We start from the raw sequence: 19439 nt of genomic DNA, 5'->3' as shown, positions 1-19439 counted from the left end.
CGGTGAACTTGCTTTTTCTCATCGTAAAACTTCCTTCTTCTGTTAATGGAAATTCTACTCAAGAACTGTTGCAGTTTATGGGGGAGTTACAGTCCGACCTATCAATTGGAGCGATTAGTTATCTTTCCTTCACTTCATTAACTTCAAAAACTGCACATGCTCGCTCATGAAGTTGGTACTTTTTGCATGTAAATATTCCATTGTCCCAGATCAAACAATTAGAGAAGTTGCCTTTGTGTAAATTGTTTTTTAATAAATACTGTGAAACTATAAAGGAGTACCAATGCCGTCGTATCGCTGTGGCATGTATTAATTGTGTTCGACCATCACCATGACTATAGAAGTTGGCGCATTCAGCGTTTAGCACGGCTCAGTAAGGACAGGATCCGCCCCATTACGGCGGAATTATTGGGATGTGTTGTAACGAATGAAGCAAACGAGCAGATTCAAAAATCTACCAGATAACGCCAGGAGCCAGGGGATCGGTAACGTTTTCGAGTACCACGATAGGAAGCAATGGAGTATTGGTGTTCAGTTCAATAATTTCCATCGCAAAGCCTTTAAATTTAGTCATCTGCCATTTTTAAGCCGTCAGGATAAAACAATTTATTTTCTTCAATTAGAGCTGACCGGAGCACGGCTCTTCACTAATAACTATTCGGCGAATGCGACTCTGTACCATAACGTGCTCGCTTTGAAGTCGACTTTAAGCCTAAGCTGAAGGTGAATTCCAGTTTTGTGTGATGATTATGTCTTACCAGCATTAAAGTGTCCGAAAACCTTGTTCGGCAATTATGGGTTCAGGCATCTGATAACCCTTATTTTATTGTTAGATGACTATGTTAATTATTATTTTCAGAGCATCTTACATGACTGTTAGAAGTACCAATCACCGAACGAATTAGTGAAAATTTGTCTATAATTGACAAGGCTATATTTGAACTAAATGACTTGGCTTAGTAGTAATTTTGATTGTGTGACGAGCATTTTCATTACGAAAATAAATCGTAGGAAATTTAAGGAATTCTAAAGTGAAATATAACCTTCCTAATGATCACGGGTTATCACAGCTTTCGCTGGCAAATTTAGTTTTTAGAGAAGATGATTACTACTCGTTGAGTGATGCTCAATATGCAGCGTTAGATGCTGGGGTTGGTCGCGGTGAAAGTGTACTTATAGTATCGCCTACTTCTACAGGTAAAACTCAAATAGCTATATGGGGATTGGCAAAAGGAATTGAAACCGGGTGTTTTAATGTTTACCTAGTTACACATAGGGCGTTAGCCAAGCAAAAGTTTGAAGATTTCAAAGCCATTCTACTTCCTTTGTTGCTTGAAAATGACAAATCATCTCTTGTAATTGCAACAGGTGATTATGTTGAAGATGCAGAAGGAAACCTTCCAAGAGATCCTCTAAGTGCACGTGTTTTAGTTGCTACTTATGAAAAATATTTAGCTTTACTTTCTGCATCTGGAATTCCTACAAACATGAGTAGCACGACAATTGTTTGTGACGAAATTCAATTGATCGGCGATGAACATAGAGGTCAAAATGTTGAGGTTTTACTGACTCTTATCAAAAATGCAGGCTGTAGACAATTCGTAGGCCTTTCAGCTGTACTTCAAGAACAAGACTCAAGAATGCTCGCTAACTGGCTAAAAGTTTCGCTGGTGATATCGCATACAAGAGAAAAGCACTTAAGCTATGAATGCTGGAGCCATAATGGGGTGGCTACATGCAGTACTAACAATCCAGATCAAATATTAGAGAATTTACCGTTACCCCACGGAGCTCAAGTCTCACCATTGTCAGCATTGTCTTGGTTACTGAATCAACCTGAGCCACCATTACCAATCATAGTGTTTTGTATGAAAAAGCAAGACACTTATGATTTGGCAAGGACATTTGTTGAGGAATGTCTTACCTCATCGCAAAGGCAGCTATCACTCGCATTTGAAGAGCTACCGGAGACTACTGCTAATCAATTTTTATCAGAGATTATTGAACAACGAGTTGGCTCTCATAGTGCTGACTTAACTGAAAGTGAAAGAGAAATAGTTGAACAGAGATTGTTTAATAATCAATTGGATGTGGTTTTTGCTACTTCTACTCTCGCCGCAGGTGTTAACTTCCCTTTAGGGGCTGCTGTATTTGCAGATTGGCGAAGATGGAACAGTAATATGCGGAAATATGTCCCAATAGATCAGGCTGAATTCCATAATATGGCAGGTCGAGTGGGTCGGATGGGGTTCGAACATGCAAAGGGAAAAGTTATATTCTTCTCAAGAAATCCTACAGATTGTTTTGCTTCAAAGCAGTACTTGCAATTAGGGGTTTTGTCTTCATTGAGTAGCCGAATTTTGCCTGCGAGATTTGAACAACTTTCGTTGCAATTGATTGCATCCGGGTTGTGTTCAAGGAGAAACGATGTAGTTCAATTGATTTGTTCAACATTAAGTGGACTAAGAGAACAAGATAATAATACCAGTGCATTTTCTAGGTGGCCTGAACTACTTAACGATGCTGTAGATGCCCTTGTTCGTAAAAGGCTTGTCATGGAATCATGCAGCGGTAATGTTATTGTAAGCCCTTTGGGTAAAGCTGTTGCTCATAGTGGGCTACTTCCAGATTCGGGTATTAATCTTTTAAATTACTGTATTGATAAAATTCAAGTGCTTTCAGACTGTTTGTCAAATGATCTCCTGTTGAAAAATGATAGTAAATTTGCATTTTTAATAGTCTCCTCTTGTTTTTCTAGTCCTGAATTCAGACCATTTCATGGTATTCAACCAACTAGGTTTCTACCATGGCCACTTGGTAAGCAGCAAATTGGGGATCCTTCCATTTATGCTCAAGATTTATATGAACCAATATGGTATGCCGATGTATCGCCCTCTAATGGTGCGCAACTAACGTTGGATTGGATTTCTGGAAAAGAGCTTAGAGAAATAGAAGGTACTTTACCTAATCTAACGGCTGGTATGCTGAATGATATGTTTAGAAATTTAGTGTGGGCGTTGCAAGGCTTATCTTCGATAATCATGTCCGCCACAGACACTAGATTATCAGACGTCAGTAGGCCTCCAGCACTCATAGGTAACGATCAATTGATGAAACAATTGCGACAACTACCTAGGGCTATCCGCAGGTTAAGCTACAGAATAAGTGAAGGATTGCCAGATGATGTTCTTTGGATGACTTCAATTTCAAAACTAGATGTTGCTCAGAGCTTTAAGTTGAGTCGTGCTGAGATTTTGGCCTTTAGGAGGTTAGGGTATGTATCTCCAGAGCAACTAACAGTTGGATCTGAGGAGGTCGATAAAGTTCGCATTAAGGTATTTGAAAAAGTTAAACCATCTCCTCATGGTAAAGCTAATTGGTTTAGAGACTCATGTAGAAACTGGAAAGTGCTTCAAAGACAAAGTTCCGCAAGTAGACAAATTGAAAAGGCTAATCGTTATTCACTGGGTGAGTTGTTTAAGGAATATTATAATAAAAGAGGTGACGATTTCGAAACAGCTTTTGAAGCAATTCTCAATGCGTTAAATATTCAGTTTGAACGGTTAGACCATAGGTCCAAAACAGGTGCTCCGGACTATTTATTGAAGTTATTAAACTCCCCGGAGATTGTATTGGAACTTAAATCAAAACAAGGTGACAAGTTAGTTGATTACAATAGTGCAACCGAGGTCTTAACTGCTTCTGAGATCCATGGTTACAGAGACTCTTTTTGCTCAACTCTTTGTCATCCAGGTGTAGATCCAAGTGTTCCTTCGGTAATCATCTCCTGCCAAAGGCTAAGTGTTGTTGAAAGCCATGATTTAGGAGAAGCACTTTTGCGTCTAGGAATGGGGGGAATTACCCAAGAACAGTTATGGCAGTGGTTATCAACCCCAGGGCAGGCACTCACTGATGATATTCCTTTTCGAGAATATCTACCTTAGCGGCATTTTAAAGCTGTTTATTATAAAGCAAGACACAAGTCGAATGGAAAGAGGCTGAAAGTGCATTTTTGTGTGTAATTCAGAGCGATTTCAAATTCACATCGCTCTCTCATTACAGATCACTTATTTCCTGCTCACTCCATCAAAACACGCCATTATCATTTTGAATATCGCCACCGCTGAAAAGTGAGTAAATGCGCATTGACAGATCCAGGGCCTGGATTGAGTCCCAGTGTTCAACGATGCGGCCATCTTCGATGCGCCAGGTGTCGATGATGTTCATGCCTTTTTGGTCATTGCCGCGGTGATCTTTATCCAGCGTGGCGTGAGAGTGAAAAATCACGAAGTCGCCGTCGGCGTAGATGTGTTTTACGTCATAGCTGTAGTCCGGGTAATCCTCTACAAACTCTTGTAAAAAGCCGACCAGACCGGGGATTTTATCCGGCAGGTTGCGATTGTGCTGCACATAGGCGCTGTCGTTGTAGTGTTTTAGCACATAGTCAAAGTTGTGGTTGTTCATCAGGTTTTGTACAAAGTCGGTGACCAGGCGTGCATTGCTTAATTCCTGTTCGCTCCAGCTTGGTTTTTTTAACTCATCAAAGTGGATTTTAGGGGCGTCTTTGCCTGCGGCAAATGTCACGGTACTGACCAGTAAAAGTAGTGCTGCACTTAGGGTTTTCAACATGGGGTGCTCCTTAGTTGTAAATTCAGGTTTAAGTCTCATCTGGTAACCATAGTAATTATTAGTAACTACCTTTGCAAGAAGGCACAAATTACTTACCAGGGTACTTTTTGGTAACCCATGTCGCACATAGGCTGTGACAATCGGGGTGTTAAAGCGTGCGTTATGGCGCACCGTATTGCGCCCTGACAAGCACCGCTGAATAAGCCACAGAGATAAAAGAGGATGAAGAAATTGGTGTAACGTCATGAAAATAATTGAAATAAAAAGTTCGAACGGGCCCATTCAAACGACATAAGCGCATTTTACCTGCATTGTTTACCCTCACCAGTTCATGGACCTAATACGAGGAAGATAATGAAAAACACTGACCACACAACTAAACAATGGGACGCCCGATTTTTTCTGATGGCAGGGGGCTGCATGTTGTTCAACACCCTGTGTTTATGGGCACGCCACTTTTCCGGATACCAGCTTTCTATTTTGTGGCCCGCAATTCCGGCGATTATCGGCCTGGGCGCGAGTGTGTTGGGCTTGTATGCACTGTATCCGCGTATTGTGTTGCATACGCCAAGGCTGGCCAAGTGGGGTGCCGGGTTTGCTCTGTCGTCTTTGGTCGCGCTGAGCATTGGCGCCTGCTGGGTCATTGCCAGCGCAGTGCTGGGTGATGCCACCAGAGGTATTGGTATGCAGGCGCTGATAGGCGTATTTATGATTGCGATGGTCGGTGCCTTTATTTGCAATGCGATTGCCTGCCTGCGGGACCCTGCCTCGCGTGCTCTGGGCCTGGCTTTGTCGATCCCCGTTGTATGCTGGAGCCTGATGTTACTGGCGGGCATGCTGTATGGGGCTGAAGTGGGCTTATCGCTGGACTTTTATACCAATGGGTTGCTGGCGCTGGCGTTTGTGTGGGCCAGCCGGGTAGTTCGCTCTGATACGATGGCCGGATCCCAGGTAGCGTGAACAAACGCTTTGGGGCGCTTTTACTCATACGAAGTGTAGAAATTTGGGTACATATTGCGCTACTGTGGGTGTATGTTTTTAAATCTGAAAGGAGAAACAGATGAGCATACACAAATCGGTATTTGTGACTGGCGGAACAGGTAATATAGGCAGTGCCATAGTGCGGGAACTGATCACACATGGTTATCAGGTCAAGGTGTTATGCAGAAATGCAACAAGCGCTGATAAAGCCGTGCAACTGGGCGCAACGGCAGTGACGGGGTCACTGACCGAGCCGCAATCCTGGCTCAGCGAGCTTGCGAGCTGTGATGCGTTTATCCATACCGCCTGTACCTTTGATGGCAAGATGGGCGAGGTGGATGCGACGTTGATGCAGGCTGTGGCTGACCATGCCTTAACACGCACTACGCCACTTATACTTGTATATACCGCTGGATGCTGGGCCTATGGCAGTCATGATGCGGTGATCACCGAAACCACGCCAAAGCATTCGGTGGCCGATTTTCAGTGGATGCTGGATAACATCGCCTGGTTATCGGACAAAGAAAACATCGACTTACGTGTTGTCAGCCCGGTCAATGTGGTGTGCGAGGAAGAGCACTATTTGCCACCCATCCTGAGCTGGGAAATAGAGCGCTGTGGCCACCCCGTGTTGCCAGCAGAAGAAACGCAAACCTGGCCACTGGTTGAGCGCACTAACCTGGCCGAGCTGTATCGCCTTGTGCTCGAGCGCGGCAAGCAAGGTGAAGAGTACATAGGATCGGCAGAGCCAAGCGCTCCGCTGGCAAGCTTATTACAGACATTGTCTGAGCAACCGATTGTGTGCGGACAAGCGGCGCAGTGGGCGCAAATATATGGCACCTGGACAGAAGGCTATGCACTGCAGCAGGTGTTCTCAAGCGACAAAGCCATCCGCGAGTTAGGCTGGCAACCCAGACCTTTTTTGCCAGCGCATTAAACGAGTTAGGCCGGAGCTTGGCTTTATGGCGTACAGTGACAGTACAGGGGTGTAATGTAAAGCCGCTCAGCTTTAGCTGAGACCTGGTCTTTCTCTTTGTTTTATATAGATAAGTTTTATATTCAATTTCTTGTCAGGCAAAAATAGAATGCCGTTAAGACATGGCTAAGGATGATCTCTACAGTTTGCCCGACCACGCCCGGTGTGGCCTGGTTATTAAAAGCAACTGAATGGAGAACAAGTCATGAATAGTCGTGTAGTCAAAAGTGTGGCGGGGTGTGCATTGCTGCTCGCAAGTTTGGTGGTACATGCCTCGTCCCTGATGCTGGAGCACGCGGGCAATGCAGGCGTCAGGGTGTCATCCGGGGAGCACAGTGTGCTGATAGATGCATTGTTTGGTCCCCATACGTTTTTTACTTCCCTGTCGGCCCCGGAGTTTGATGCCATGCACAGTCGCAGTGCGGCAGTGGCGATGGCCACTCATCAGCATGACGATCACTTTACTACAGCCCGTGCATTGCGTTATTTACAGCGTCACCCGTCAACTATGATGCTAGGCCCTCCACAGGTGGTGGAGACATTGAACGGGCAAGTTGATGCAGAGCGCCTGCACACTCGGGTGCTCACTGCACATCAGTCTCAACGTTATGAATTGAATGGCGTTAAGGTCACTATGATGCACTTTCCCCATATGGCACCTCATGCCGATACCGTGCAAAATTATGCCTATCTCGTAGAGATCAATGGCTGGACAGTGCTGCATGTGGGAGATGGGGAGCTGACCGACGACATAATTACAGAGCTAAAACTGGACGAGCAGCGCATCGATGTGGCGCTTATTTACGACCTGCTAGTGAGCCGACAGCCTCACTATGCATCATTACTTAGTAAACTCGATGCCGGGCAGGTTGTGTTTTTGCATATCCCGCCCGATAACATTTCGTCTTTTGCAGGCTGGCTGACAGCAAATTTGCCGGCAGCGGCCATGTTGTCACCCCAGCATCCAACCTTGAGATATGAAGCAAAAAGCGCCGAAAAAACGGTTAAAAACCACAAATAAGCAAGAATGGAAAGTTAATGAGGCCAGTTAAACTGGCCTCACGAATTTACTGTTTATTGCTGACGGGGGGTGTGGGTGCACTGTGTATGTCGTCAGGTGTCTCAGTGGCACTGTCTGACGGCGTGTCGTCTTCGCAAGGCACGTCATCCGCTTCATGGTCCTGGGGATCATAATCCCGGGGTTGCGTGTCGCCAACCTCATCTTCATCCACAACCAGCATTTGCTCGTGGGCTGTGGTTTCTTCAATTCGCGGATCCATGGTGGCGGCCAGCGGCGAGTTAGTCACATCGGACGTACCCACCACATAGTCGCTGGGTTCAGGCTGTTCGGCTTTTTGTCGTGAGTTGATGTAAGTGAGCAGGGTAAACATCAGCACAGTAAGCAGGGCTATGGAGGCATACAGTGCCTGGTGTCCAAACTGCGCCATTAACTGTGCATTCATGGCCGACCCTAGCGCGGCACCGCCGCCAAAGGCAACCAGCAGGGCCGAGGAAACGCCCACCCGATCTTCATCTTCTACCCGGGAATTAGCCAGTGCAGACGACAGTGGGTACAAAGTAAAGGCGAATAAGCCAAAGATAAAACTCAGCACATAGGCGGTGTGCTGTGTTGTAGGTAACAGGCATAGCAACAGGCTCACCAGACCTATGGCCACGGCATTACTGCGCAGCAGGATACTGCGGCGAATCTTATCGGAGATCACCCCCATTGGCCATTGCGCCAGTAGCCCGGCGAAAATGGTGATCGACATAAACAGGGCAATTTCCTGGGCATTAAAACCTGATGAATGCGCGAAAGTCGGCGCAAGGCCATAAAAACTGCCATTGATGATGCCGGCAAACAGAATCGCAGTGATTGACTGAGGCACCTTGCGGATGTAACTAAACAAACTGACCTGAATAGGTTTGAGCGGTTTAGGGTGGATCCGGCGAGTGGTTGAAATCGGGATGATCCCCACCGACAGTGCCATGCACACCAAAAACAAAGGTGCATAGCCCAGCTCCGGAAAGTGCGACAGCGCATATTGTCCTGCCACCATGCCCAGATAAGAGGTGATCATGTAAAAAGAGAACACCCGGCCACGGGATTCCGGCGCGGCTTGTTCATTTAACCAGCTTTCCAGCACCATGAAGTTACACATCATCCCAAGCCCGACAAATAAGCGCAGTGCCAGCCACAGATAAATGTTATCGCTCACCCCGTGGGCAGCCACACAGGCGGTGACCGCAGCCGTACTGGCAGCAAAGGTCCGGATATGCCCCACTGATTTGATCAGGTGATAGCCCAGTTTGGAACCCAGTAACAGGCCCAGGTAATAGCACGAGGTCAGTAAACCTATCCAGAAGGTGGAGACCCCTTGTTTGCCCAGGTACAAAGCCAGATAGGTGGTCAGTAAACCGGTGCCACCGATCAAAAACAGATTGGTAAAATAGAGCGAAGGGAATGATTTCATTTGATTATTATTTATGCGTCAATACAGTCACATAGTAGATGAAGAATCGTGCTTTGACTAGCAAACTTTGGGGGCTGGCAGTGGGAGTGTGTGCGCTTTATTTCAAGGTGTGCGGGGGCACGAGCCCCCGACACACCGGTTGTATTACAGCGCCCGGGCAAACATCGCCCAAAACATCACGCGCACGTGCGATTTAGCCACAATATCAAACTCTTCTTCTCTGCCTTTACGGTATTTTTCAGCCATTTTGGCGTGAGCAAAGTCAATGATCTCATTGGTGTAGCCAGCGTACCAGCTAAATGGCGATTCGCCCTTAAAGTGCTCGGCAAACTGGGCTTTGGCCAGCCCTGCACGAATAAAGGTTTGCACATCCCGAATATAGTCCTGAACAAACTGTACATCGGCTTTGTAGCCCAGGTTACTGTGGCCGGTGACCATCACGTCCCAGTCCAGTGCCATCAGTGTATCTATGTCGTTTTTATAGGCAATGGCGTCTTCAACGTTTGAAAAGCTGCGAAACTCCAGCTGATCCGGATGGACCAGATCGATGGCGTGAATGATGGTGCGTCCCTGATCTTGAATCAATAACGCGGTGTTGTCCTGAGTATGGCCATTAAAGTTGCTAAATGTTTTAAATGTGTGCCCCTCGAAGTCAAATGTATCACCAATGACCTGAGTGATCGGCGCGGGCGCCGTGACGTTGTGCGAGTGCAGTGCATCGCGCACCTCTGCGGTGGCGTAAATCTCAATGGGAGTATCGGCCAGTGCTTTTTGGATAAGCCGTGAGTCGCCCACGTGATCAGCATGGGCATGAGAATAGACGATGCCATACAGCGGTTTGTTGGTGAAAGACTTGATGGCTGCCAGCAGTTGTTTGCCTGTGCCATGCGGGGCGTCGATCAGCAATACACTGCGCTGACCAACCACTGCGGTGACGTTGTAGTTGGCAACCGATATCCAGTAGACGTTCTGACTCAGGCGTTGCACTTCATAAGGTTTCACAAAACGCTCGCGGTGGCTGCCTGCCACTTTCTGATGGTGTACTGCTATCTCAGTGGCAGAGGCGGGCTTGTAAATAAATTCACCAGCCTGAGTTGTGAAGGTTGAAAGCATCGCCAGTGTGCCGAATAAAGCATATTTTGGTGTGTTCATGGGGGTTTCCTGATCCAGTCGTGTTACGTTTCTCAGGGCCAGCCAGCATAATATGTGCCTTTAAAACTAATAAAAGTATCAAAATGGCCCTTGGTATCTTTTTGAAACTATAGAGTTCAGATATACTCATATCAAGTAAGCACCAATTTGTAAGCTAGTATGGCCAAGGTAACCAATGTCAAAAAACAACGCGTTACGTACAGAAGAAAATGACATTAATTTAGGTGGCTGTCCGATGAAGTTTATCAAACACTCTTTTTTAGTAACTGTATAACGCCTTCTGCACCAGGTCTGCTCAGGTATACAGATCTTATGAGCAGAGTGAGTCAATGCCAATGAACTTTCTATATCCGGAAAATGCGGGAACAGATAACTCAATCAGGTAAGCATCCTGAAACTGAGGAAGTATTTTGTAAGGGTGCACGTCCCAGTTTTCAGGGATCCTCCGCAGTACATCATATAAATTTATCTCGGGGAGTTGTGTTTCTGCGCAGGGCTCGCTGAGCCCTTCAATGAAATATTCTTTTGACAGTGCCAGCTCAATTTCTGTCGGTGAGCCGAAAGAAACAACGGTGTTCTCAAGTGTCTGACCTGGAGAAAGATATTCGTCACTGTTGTTGAGCTCAAAAGCATATAACCTGTCCAGTTTTCCTCTTATCGACTTTAGCCAAAAGTAAAACTGATTCTGGTTGGTCATTGCATAGTAGTGTGTCTCGCCAAACTGTGAACTAAGTGCATTTGCCAGCGCGCCCAGAAGGTTCATATTATTTTTTACGGCCTGTTTTTCGCAGTGCGCAACGTAATAAGGCAAATTATCCGGGCGGGCGGACTCGTGAAAGCTTGGTAACCCAAAACCACCCAGATAAATATGTTGGTCTAGTTTGGCGAGTATAAGGCGATGTGCGTTGTACACCGCAAATGTATCAAATTTAGCATCCGTTTTGTGTACGTCCTCTACTTCAATGTTTTCGCACATAAACTGGAGAATGCCTTTAAGATCCGAGCTGTTGATGGTCATCCAAACGAAATTACCAAACAAGGCTGCGTTCGCTTTGTCTGTCTTGCTTCTATCCCAGATATCATTACTCATGCTGTATTGACCTTCTCTAGTCTGCTTGGGTGTACTCAGCAACAGGATTAATAGTATAAATAATACCCATAGTATCTTTAGTAAACTATAATGTTCGGATATAGTCAGCATAATAAGCACTAATCAAGAGTATAGCAGGGCCGGTGTAACCAATGGCGGAAAACAACGCGTTACGTACAGAAGAAAATGAAATTAATTTAGGTGGCTGTCCGATGACGTCGGTCATGAATGTGATCGGCGGCAAGTGGAAGGTGATCATTCTGTTTCACCTGCGCGATAATACACTGCGTTTTGGTGAGCTGAAAAAGCGCATTCCAAAGATCACACAAAAGATGCTGACCCAACAGTTGAGAGAGCTGGAGGCCGACGGATTGGTCTCTCGTGAGGTGTATGCCGAGGTGCCGCCCAGGGTGGAATACACCAGTACAGGGTTGTCAGATGAGCTTAGGCCAATTCTGGATATGCTGTGCGAATGGGGCCAGCGGCAACAAGATTTGGCTCATAAAAAAGGCGATACCTAAGTACCGCCTGACTGCTTGCTCTCAATAGTAAATCATGGGGTGCTTAGTTACAGGCCCCCAGATCTGTCCAGACTTTCCAGGCATTACCCACATTGGAGTTTTGTGCCGGGTTTTTGCCACGGTGCCACCAGTTGCTGTGGTATTTACGACCATTGTAGGCAACTTCATTACCTGAGCGGTAAATCTTGCTGGCAGACCAGGTTTCCAGGCCCGTACAGCCGCTATTATTATTGCCATCCGTAACGGAAACCGACTGAGTCACTGTGTGTGTAGCACCTGCATCGTCTGTTACCGTCAGTGATACCTGGTAGCTGCCGGCGTTAGCAAAAGCGTGGTTCACGTTTACACCTGTGGTTGCGAAGCCGTCAATATTCCAGTCATAAGCAACAACCTGTCCATCCGGATCGCGGCTGGCACTGGCGTTAAATCCACATGCAAGGTCGGTACAGCTGGCGGTAAAGCTGGCAACAGGAAGCTGATTGTCCTGCGCGCCACTACAGCCATTGACTGCAATATAATCAGATGCAGCTTTGGCCTGCACTAAGCCATGGCCGTATTCATGGTCGCGACCTGCTGAGCCTAAGTCGATGGCGGTGGCATTCAGGGCATTCCGGATATCGACATTGCTACAGCTGGGGTGCTGGCTCCAGACCAGCGCGGCAACACCGGCTACGTGCGGGCTGGCCATAGACGTACCCGACTTTTCATCGTAATCCAGTATGGCTTCTAGCTGCACTTCGACCGTGCTGCCCACAGATGCCAGAAGGGCTGTGCCGTCTTCCTGAGACAGAGAAATCACCGGAATAGTCACACCGTGTACCCCGTCACCCAGCGTACCGCCAAAGGAACCCGGGGCATTGTTATAGACTATGGCTGCCACACCACCACCGGCCTGGCAGTTTGCCGCCTTGTCTTTGAAGGATGCACCACCACGTTCAATTAAACACACACTTTGCGTGGCCGCACAGGCGCTCAGACCCTGGCCACAGTCGACGAGTTCGGCACTGACCTTACCTTCTACCGAGTTGGTCATACCGCCACCTTTAACAAACACCCCATTCGCGGTGACGCCTGCTGCAACCCCGGTGCCACGCGGTACTGTTGATAAAATGTTGGTGCCAGGTGCGGCAATCTCGACCTGTGCATTGTACTGAGATGAGCTGTTTTTAACGCGGTTTTCATCAATGTTGGCCACCGATACCACGGTATCATAGCTGGCAGGGTAGCTGAGGGTCGCGTCGCCGCCGTTACCGGCTGCTGCAACCAGTAATACGCCTTTGTCGTAGGCTGCCTGCAAACGCTCCTGAAAATATTGGCTGGGGCTGCCACCACCTAAGCTCATATTGATGACTTTAGCGCCATTTTCAACACAGTTATCGACGGCACGAGCAATACGTGAAGTTAAACCTTGCTTGCCGTCATTGTCGAATACGCGCACGTTGTGTACGCCAATTTTGTCATTGGGCAACACACCAACCACACCCTGGCCATTTTTCAGTGCCACTATGGTACCAGCAACGTGCGTACCATGGCCGGAGCCATCCTGATACCAGGTCAGACCGCCTGGCAGATCGGTAAAGCCGGTGGCGTTTTGCGGCAGGTCCGGGTGACCCAGATCATAGCCAGAGTCAATCACACAGACCTTAAACAGATCTGCGTTGGTGTCTTGCAGGAGCGGTGCCTGAACTTCAGCAAGGCCATATGGTGATACTTCCGAGCCGCTGGTGGAAGAGAAAGGTACATACTCATAATCTTCTTCAATGTAGGCATACTGGCCAGATGCTTTCAGTTTCGCAACCTGCTCAGCAGTCAGCTCCATGGTGACTACTGTGCCATTGTCATCGTTTGACAGTACTTCTGCTGCAGGCTCAGCGGCAAAGTCATGCGCAATAGCTGCGCGGGCAAAGCGGCTTGTTTGCGGTGCAAAAATGGCTAAATCACTTTGTTTAAGAATGTACTGCTTGGTTTCCTGTGCGGTGACGGCGGTTGACGACAGGGCCGATAAGGCAAGGGCTAACGAGGTGAGTCTGAATGTCTTGGTCATGTTACTTCCTACTGATTCTTGTTGTTGCTACTTGTTATTTTTGCTGCATCCGTTGCAATGGTTTCCTGCTTGTTGTTTATTTTGTACCCCAATAAGGATCAAATTACCCCTTGGTGTTTTCATTTGCAACCCATTGTTAATGTAAATGACACAAATACGTAAAAATGATGAACAATTCGGGTACATGCTCATGCTCAGGTGCTTTTATGACGATATGGTTTGGCGTAGTATCAATACATCACAATGGAAGGATCAAATAATAACAATGACTTATAAATCAGGCGTGGCATCTCTTGTGCTATTGATGGTGCTGTTTGCGCATTCTGTACTGGCTGCGGACTATCGTATCGCAAAGGCACTTTCAGTCCCTCAACAGCAGATAACACTCACCATTACACCGGGCGAGCGCACCTTTAGCGGAGAAACAAAATTAACGTATAAAATTTCTCAACCTATTGATTATATTGCTTATCATTCCCTTGGGCTAACGCTTGAGCAGGTTGAGCTGACGTATCAGGACAAGCAGGTTTTACTGCCTGTGATCGCCGCGGATGAGTTTGATATTGTGCGCCATGATTTACCGTTTAAGCTCGAAGAAAGCGCTGAGCTGACCATACGCTTCACTGGCTTGGTTGGGGAGCAGGACAGTGTACAGGGATTATATGAAGTCGGTGGGGGCGATGGTCCACCCACTTTGTTTACCCAGTTTCAGGAGATGGAAGCACGCAGAGTGTTTCCGGCTGTAGATGATCCGGGTATCAAAACTGAGTTCACCCTGACTGTAGATATCCCGGCCGGGTTGCAGGCATTGCACAATACGCGCCCGATTGAAATGCAGCAACAGGGCAGCAGGCAGCTGATCCGGTTTGCGCCAACGCCGAAGATCAACACCGATGTGCTGGCACTGGCGGTTGGCGAGTTTAATGCCACTGAGCTTGGAGGGGCGGGCGTGCCGGCCACGGCGTATATGCCAAAAAATGTACGTCAGAGCGTGCCGGCTGAGCTGGGTACCCTGATCCGCCAATCAATCAATTACCTGTCTGAGCACCTGGATGCACCGTTTCCCTATGACAGGCTCGATTTTTTTATCGCGCCAGTAGGCACGCTGGCAGGGATGGAAAATGTCAGCCTGATCGCGCTGAATACCAATCAGCTGCCCGGCACAGATGCCAGCTCAGAGGCGTTATGTCGTTTTCGTAAGTTGATTGCCCATGAAGTGGCACATACCTGGTTTGGCCATAATGTCACGATGCAATGGTACGACGATTACTGGTTGAATGAATCGTTTAGTGAGTTCTTTGCTGCGAAAGTGGTGACGCATTATTACCCGGACAACGATACCTGTACCTATACACCTCAGATCAGCGCATTTGACGGTGATAATCACAGTGCCCCGGCTCTGAAACGAATTATCAGGGACCGGGCAGATAATGAAGGCATCGGTGGGCTGTATTACACCAAAGGCCGGGCGCTGCTGCACATGCTGGAAGCGCATGTAGGTGACGCCATGCTTAAACAGGTGATGCGCCAGTATATCGATGCGCATCAGGGCGGTCATGCGACGACGGCCGATTTTACCGGGTTGTTTCCCAAAGCGCTGCGAGTGGATGAGATAGTCAACTCTTTTCTGACTCAGCCGGGCTATCCGCTGATCACGCTAAGCAAACAAAATGACAAGTTAGTACTGTCACAGCAAAGCTTTCATGACGATGCAGACAGACGCTGGGCGATCCCCTTGCAGCTTAAGATCTGGGATGGCCATAAAGTCAGGACCCAGCGACTTATCTTGTTTGAAGCGTCGCAGCTATTGCCACAGGTGGGCGTCCAAGATGCCGTGCTGATCGACCCGGCAGGCGTGGGATACTTTCGTTATATCGACCGCTCCGCCAACCCCCGTTTTCCCATAGAGCGGCGCACAATGGCTGACAGACTCGCTGATATGGACAACCAGGAAGCGCTGACCAAAATGGGTCAGCTGGGCTATACCCGATATATTCAGGGGCTGACCGAGCTGTTGCGCACTCAGCCGGCCGACAGTCTGGAGGCCGGTAAAGCGCTGGATATACTCAAAGATGCGTTTGTGGCACAGATCCCCGCGCATTTGCAGCCTCAGTTTGCGGGTTTTCTGGCGCAGCGTTTGCCTGTACAGCGTCCGTGGCAGAAGCTGATCACGCTAAGGACAGGTGGCAGCTGGCTTGAACTCTATGGGATGTATCTTGCCGCACCCGAGGCGATCCGATTTGCCCGTGAATATGTCGCCAGCAAACCGCTTGCTCAGCTCCGGCATCGCGCCAGTGTGCTGCGGGTACTGGCCAGAAATAGCACCAACGACGAATATCAGGCCTTATTAAAGCTGTTCAAAACGGATAGTCGACTGGTTCAGGAAGATCTGCTGGATTCGCTGGGATATGTAGCCAATGCACAGCAAGTATCACTGTTTTATGACTTTTTGCTCAGTGAGGCCACACGTAGTTTTGTGATCGATTATCGCTTTCAGTTTCCGGCATTTCAGAGTGCACTGAGGCCAGTTGCTGCCCGGTATATGCAACAGCACAAGGCACAGATCCAGGCGCGGATCCCCGATGACCAGCTACAGTGGTTCCCGTATAACTTTATCACGGGGTGCTCAGAACAAGACCATGCCCTGCTCAAGCGCACTTTTGCCGACTGGCTGACAGTACCCGGGTTGGAAAAGAAACTGACGATAGTTGGAGCACATATCCGCAGTTGTCATCGCGATACCCGTAAAGCCCGGGATGATATTGCCGCAATGTGAGATGGTTTAAAACGGAACCAGTGCCGTGGTGAAGAGAGCCGCTGCACTGGTTCCGGATAGCCAGAGGTTAAGATCCCCGAGCTTCTTTTGAATAGCTATTGAAGTCGGAAATGTAATTAGGGTCTTTTTCTGACACAACTCCGAACACGTGCTCAATGGCGTTATGGATCCCCCAGATATCTATTTATTCAGGCTCACCCTCAGCGAGGTTATACAGCGCTTTTTCGCGATTATATCGCGCATTTACCCAGTCAAAACACAGTGGCTTGCGGTGATGGTAATCGTGCTGAGGTAAGTCACCCACCAGAATGAACAGGCGCACAGGCAGATGGTAAAACAGCTGCGCAAAATACCATTTCAGTTTGCTGATGAAGCCTTTTTCCGGATATTTTGAACCACAAAAGCGTCCCCACGAAATATCGCTGTAGAAGTAAGGGTCTTCCAGCAGGTCTTCAGTGCTCTTAATGTTATTTTCAAACCAGGCGTGCTCGCTGCAAATCTCTATGAAAGCACTGATCTGATATAAGAACACCACAGGCACGATAAAGGCGAAGAACAGGGCGCTAAAGCCACCGGTCAGATAATAAGGTACGGCCAGCAAGGCGGCAATGTAGGCGATAGACAGCAGGCTTCGGATGCTGCGCTCAGCGCTGATATTGTAGCCCAGGCGAGTAATAAATAACGACAGGTGGAAAATTGGCGAGAAAATACTGATAAAGAAATTCAGATACAGGTTCTGCTTTTTCGCACCTAAATCTATACCAAATACTGAGAAAAACTGCACGATAGGGTCATACTTTGTCGCAAAGGTCTGCGGACCATGATGGATCTTACTGTGGTCGACCTTATAGGTTTCATAATCCTGAGTCAGCATGAGCAGCGTCACAAAGTCGCCTAATAACTTATCAAACAGGCCGTTACCACTGAGTCTCTCGTGAATGCTCTGGTGGAGAATAACCGCCGCCATTCTGCGGGTAGATAACACCAGACCAGCCAAGCACCATGATGCCAATGCTCTGATCGGCAACCTGATTGTAAAAGCCACCGATATAGGAAAGAAAGAAAACAGCCAGCACAAACGCAACGTACAGTGTCCAGTGTAGTTTAAATAGTGGTTTCTGCCCGGCACATGGTTTGCCGGTAAGCCAGGTGGCGACCGCTTTTGGGATAAGAGTACGGTTGTATGATTCTCTGATTAACGCACTCTGCTCTTTATTTAGTTTCATTGTCTTAGTTCACTCTACTGAATAATTTCAATGTCTGATTTTGGGTAGCTTTGGCATGCCAGATAGCCACCGGCATTGGGATTGCTTTCAACTTCACCTGATACCAGGTGATAGCGACACTGGCCACATTCGCCCGAGCCGCAGCTGTATTTGAAATTGATTTCATTGGAGCGCAAGGTGGTATCCAGGATGGTCTTACTTTCCTTTCCTTGCACCTGTGAGTTGTTCACTTTTATGCTGAACTTTTTGCTTCTTTTAAAAAACATACTATCTCCTTTAGCTTAATGCTGTGTTTTAAAGTTGCTTCAATAAGTTGTTGTCAGAGCATGGTTTTTAGAGAAAAGAACACCCCCATACTGGCCAGTACAACGAATAAGGTATTTTTTACCAGCAGGCTTAACACGACAGCGATAATACCGGCCAGTAAAAAGGGGTTGGTGATGTCCTCGCTCGACAAGGCTACCTCGCCAAATACAATGGGTGCTGCCATAGCGGTTAAAATGCAGGGCGCTGTAAAACTCAAAAAGCGTTGCACTCGCAGGTCGAGCTTGATGGGCAGCTTTTCCATAAAAAAGGCGTAACGCATGAAAAAGGTGATTAAAGCCATTAACAGGATCAGGTCATAACTCATTGTTGCGCTCCTACAGTGCTTCTTTGTCCAGGCTATATCCCACAACCATACCGATCAGTGCTGAGAGCAGCAGGTCATTGGGTACTTCGAGTTTGTGAAATAGCACCGCGCAAAACGTCGATACCAGGACTGCGACTAACACCGTGGATGATTTGATGTTGGGAACTATCATGGCGATAAAGGTTGCGGCAATGGCAAATTCCAGTCCCAGACTTTCGAGGTTGGGAATACTGGTGCCGGCCACAATGCCCGCCAGCGTAGACAAATTCCAGATAACATAGAAAGTGGCCCCTGAAATCAGCGCGTAATCCAGTGGAAAGCGCCCCAGCTCTTTGCGTTTGTTTTCCGTGACCGCAAACATTTCATCGGTGAGTAAAAAGGCCATAAGCATCTTATGATGCAGTGGTAGCGCAATGGCGCTGTTACGAAAGGTGGCGGAATACAGCAGGTGGCGCGAACTGATCACTGCTGTACTGCCCAAAATAGTGGCGACCCCACCGCTGGCACCGACTATGGTCAGAGAGGAAAGTTGTGCCGCACCGGCAAACACCAGCAGTGACATTAATTGGGATTGTAAAGGACTCAGCCCCACTTGTATTGCCAGTGAGCCACATAAAATGCCCCAGGGGATCACGGCAATAGACAGGGGTAGAATATCAAAAAATGCGGCCAGCCTGAGTGATCTGGCTGGCTGTGTACTCATCGTTCGCTCCGTGCTCATGGTGTCTACCTAACTTGTTTATGAATGTAACAACCTAAGCGGACCACGATCATGACTGAACGGCTTTATTTCGCTGAGGTTGATGATCTTTGCTGTTTTTTTGCGGGAGAATGTACCCTGAATAGAACCAAAGTGAAACAATAATTACCCAGAAATGAAATAAAATATTCTTAATGTTGCAATATTTTTATTATTGTGTTTTTTGAAGTGTGAGTGGT

General features: G+C 47.5%; 16 protein-coding genes. 6 read left to right on the top strand and 10 right to left on the bottom strand.

The annotated features are described in order from the left end of the window. Positions 1–1031: 1031 nt before the first annotated feature. Positions 1032–3944, top strand: a complete 2913-nt coding sequence (locus ACXAH1_RS19970; protein ID WP_475199016.1) for a DEAD/DEAH box helicase — start codon at positions 1032–1034, stop codon at positions 3942–3944. A 142-nt stretch (positions 3945–4086) separates the two neighbouring features. Here the strand turns inward: ACXAH1_RS19970 and ACXAH1_RS19965 are convergent, their stop codons facing one another. Then, the gene (locus ACXAH1_RS19965; RefSeq protein WP_253049253.1) at positions 4087–4629 is read right to left on the bottom strand and encodes a nuclear transport factor 2 family protein; all 543 of its coding nucleotides are present in this window, start codon (positions 4627–4629) and stop codon (positions 4087–4089) included. Positions 4630–4983: 354 nt separating this feature from the next. On the opposite strand from ACXAH1_RS19965, the gene ACXAH1_RS19960 reads away from it, so the two are divergent. The 3 genes from ACXAH1_RS19960 to ACXAH1_RS19950 all read left to right on the top strand — a co-directional run bounded on the left by ACXAH1_RS19960 (position 4984) and on the right by ACXAH1_RS19950 (position 7607). Then, on the top strand, positions 4984–5589 hold the full coding sequence (locus tag ACXAH1_RS19960) for a hypothetical protein (RefSeq protein ID WP_475199014.1): 606 nt from the start codon (positions 4984–4986) through the stop codon (positions 5587–5589). Positions 5590–5689: 100 nt separating this feature from the next. Then, positions 5690–6547 (top strand): NAD(P)H-binding protein, encoded by an 858-nt coding sequence (locus tag ACXAH1_RS19955; protein WP_475199011.1) that lies wholly within the window; start codon positions 5690–5692, stop codon positions 6545–6547. Positions 6548–6791: 244 nt separating this feature from the next. Then, complete coding sequence (locus tag ACXAH1_RS19950; RefSeq protein ID WP_475199009.1) at positions 6792–7607, top strand: MBL fold metallo-hydrolase; 816 nt, start codon at positions 6792–6794, stop codon at positions 7605–7607. Positions 7608–7653: 46 nt separating this feature from the next. Here ACXAH1_RS19950 and ACXAH1_RS19945 read toward each other — a convergent pair whose 3' ends face one another. The 3 genes from ACXAH1_RS19945 to ACXAH1_RS19935 form a co-directional block, all read right to left on the bottom strand. Next, positions 7654–9060 (bottom strand): MFS transporter, encoded by a 1407-nt coding sequence (locus ACXAH1_RS19945; RefSeq protein ID WP_475199008.1) that lies wholly within the window; start codon positions 9058–9060, stop codon positions 7654–7656. Positions 9061–9204: 144 nt separating this feature from the next. Continuing rightward, complete coding sequence (locus ACXAH1_RS19940; RefSeq protein ID WP_475199007.1) at positions 9205–10212, bottom strand: MBL fold metallo-hydrolase; 1008 nt, start codon at positions 10210–10212, stop codon at positions 9205–9207. A gap of 310 nt (positions 10213–10522) precedes the next feature. Further along, positions 10523–11302 (bottom strand): hypothetical protein, encoded by a 780-nt coding sequence (locus ACXAH1_RS19935; protein WP_475199005.1) that lies wholly within the window; start codon positions 11300–11302, stop codon positions 10523–10525. Positions 11303–11454: 152 nt separating this feature from the next. Here ACXAH1_RS19935 and ACXAH1_RS19930 point away from each other — a divergent pair, with 152 nt between their 5' ends. Continuing rightward, positions 11455–11823 carry a winged helix-turn-helix transcriptional regulator gene (locus tag ACXAH1_RS19930; protein ID WP_475199002.1) on the top strand — a complete coding sequence of 123 codons (369 nt, stop codon included), beginning with the start codon at positions 11455–11457 and terminating at the stop codon, positions 11821–11823. Between the two features lie 43 nt (positions 11824–11866). On the opposite strand, the gene ACXAH1_RS19925 is transcribed toward ACXAH1_RS19930, so the two are convergent. Next, positions 11867–13867: a S8 family serine peptidase gene (locus ACXAH1_RS19925; protein WP_475199000.1), complete on the bottom strand. Its 2001-nt coding sequence runs from the start codon at positions 13865–13867 to the stop codon at positions 11867–11869. 265 nt (positions 13868–14132) lie between these two features. Here ACXAH1_RS19925 and ACXAH1_RS19920 point away from each other — a divergent pair, with 265 nt between their 5' ends. Continuing rightward, a complete protein-coding gene (locus ACXAH1_RS19920; RefSeq protein WP_475198999.1) occupies positions 14133–16643 on the top strand; it encodes a M1 family aminopeptidase in 2511 nt (836 codons plus the stop codon). 184 nt (positions 16644–16827) lie between these two features. On the opposite strand, the gene ACXAH1_RS19915 is transcribed toward ACXAH1_RS19920, so the two are convergent. From ACXAH1_RS19915 to ACXAH1_RS19895, 5 genes are read right to left on the bottom strand one after another with little or no spacing between them, the layout of a single operon-like run. Continuing rightward, positions 16828–17610, bottom strand: coding sequence for a fatty acid desaturase (locus tag ACXAH1_RS19915; protein WP_475198995.1), 783 nt, complete (start codon positions 17608–17610; stop codon positions 16828–16830). Further along, the gene (locus ACXAH1_RS19910; protein WP_475198993.1) at positions 17561–17869 is read right to left on the bottom strand and encodes a hypothetical protein; all 309 of its coding nucleotides are present in this window, start codon (positions 17867–17869) and stop codon (positions 17561–17563) included. The genes ACXAH1_RS19915 and ACXAH1_RS19910 overlap by 50 nt, the downstream gene beginning before the upstream one ends. 14 nt (positions 17870–17883) lie before the next feature. Beyond that, positions 17884–18135: a 2Fe-2S iron-sulfur cluster-binding protein gene (locus tag ACXAH1_RS19905; protein WP_475198991.1), complete on the bottom strand. Its 252-nt coding sequence runs from the start codon at positions 18133–18135 to the stop codon at positions 17884–17886. Positions 18136–18188: 53 nt separating this feature from the next. Beyond that, positions 18189–18500 carry an AzlD domain-containing protein gene (locus tag ACXAH1_RS19900; RefSeq protein ID WP_054016134.1) on the bottom strand — a complete coding sequence of 104 codons (312 nt, stop codon included), beginning with the start codon at positions 18498–18500 and terminating at the stop codon, positions 18189–18191. 10 nt (positions 18501–18510) lie between these two features. Beyond that, on the bottom strand, positions 18511–19203 hold the full coding sequence (locus ACXAH1_RS19895; protein ID WP_475198990.1) for an AzlC family ABC transporter permease: 693 nt from the start codon (positions 19201–19203) through the stop codon (positions 18511–18513). Positions 19204–19439: the final 236 nt, after the last annotated feature.

Source organism: Pseudoalteromonas sp. AWH4_217 (assembly GCF_056161105.1).
Note: the sequence above shows the minus strand (reverse complement) of the source record. Positions and strands in the feature narration are given on the sequence as shown.

What these genes read in the sequence shown, in the direction of transcription:
- ACXAH1_RS19965 (WP_253049253.1), bottom strand. Translation starts at nt 4,629, where the DNA reads ATGTTGAAAACCCTAAGTGCAGCACTACTTTTACTGGTCAGTACCGTG.
- ACXAH1_RS19960 (WP_475199014.1), top strand. Translation starts at nt 4,984, where the DNA reads ATGAAAAACACTGACCACACAACTAAACAATGGGACGCCCGATTTTTT.
- ACXAH1_RS19955 (WP_475199011.1), top strand. Translation starts at nt 5,690, where the DNA reads ATGAGCATACACAAATCGGTATTTGTGACTGGCGGAACAGGTAATATA.
- ACXAH1_RS19950 (WP_475199009.1), top strand. Translation starts at nt 6,792, where the DNA reads ATGAATAGTCGTGTAGTCAAAAGTGTGGCGGGGTGTGCATTGCTGCTC.
- ACXAH1_RS19945 (WP_475199008.1), bottom strand. Translation starts at nt 9,060, where the DNA reads ATGAAATCATTCCCTTCGCTCTATTTTACCAATCTGTTTTTGATCGGT.
- ACXAH1_RS19940 (WP_475199007.1), bottom strand. Translation starts at nt 10,212, where the DNA reads ATGAACACACCAAAATATGCTTTATTCGGCACACTGGCGATGCTTTCA.
- ACXAH1_RS19935 (WP_475199005.1), bottom strand. Translation starts at nt 11,302, where the DNA reads ATGAGTAATGATATCTGGGATAGAAGCAAGACAGACAAAGCGAACGCA.
- ACXAH1_RS19930 (WP_475199002.1), top strand. Translation starts at nt 11,455, where the DNA reads ATGGCGGAAAACAACGCGTTACGTACAGAAGAAAATGAAATTAATTTA.
- ACXAH1_RS19925 (WP_475199000.1), bottom strand. Translation starts at nt 13,867, where the DNA reads ATGACCAAGACATTCAGACTCACCTCGTTAGCCCTTGCCTTATCGGCC.
- ACXAH1_RS19920 (WP_475198999.1), top strand. Translation starts at nt 14,133, where the DNA reads ATGACTTATAAATCAGGCGTGGCATCTCTTGTGCTATTGATGGTGCTG.
- ACXAH1_RS19915 (WP_475198995.1), bottom strand. Translation starts at nt 17,610, where the DNA reads ATGGCGGCGGTTATTCTCCACCAGAGCATTCACGAGAGACTCAGTGGT.
- ACXAH1_RS19910 (WP_475198993.1), bottom strand. Translation starts at nt 17,869, where the DNA reads ATGAAACTAAATAAAGAGCAGAGTGCGTTAATCAGAGAATCATACAAC.
- ACXAH1_RS19905 (WP_475198991.1), bottom strand. Translation starts at nt 18,135, where the DNA reads ATGTTTTTTAAAAGAAGCAAAAAGTTCAGCATAAAAGTGAACAACTCA.
- ACXAH1_RS19900 (WP_054016134.1), bottom strand. Translation starts at nt 18,500, where the DNA reads ATGAGTTATGACCTGATCCTGTTAATGGCTTTAATCACCTTTTTCATG.
- ACXAH1_RS19895 (WP_475198990.1), bottom strand. Translation starts at nt 19,203, where the DNA reads ATGAGTACACAGCCAGCCAGATCACTCAGGCTGGCCGCATTTTTTGAT.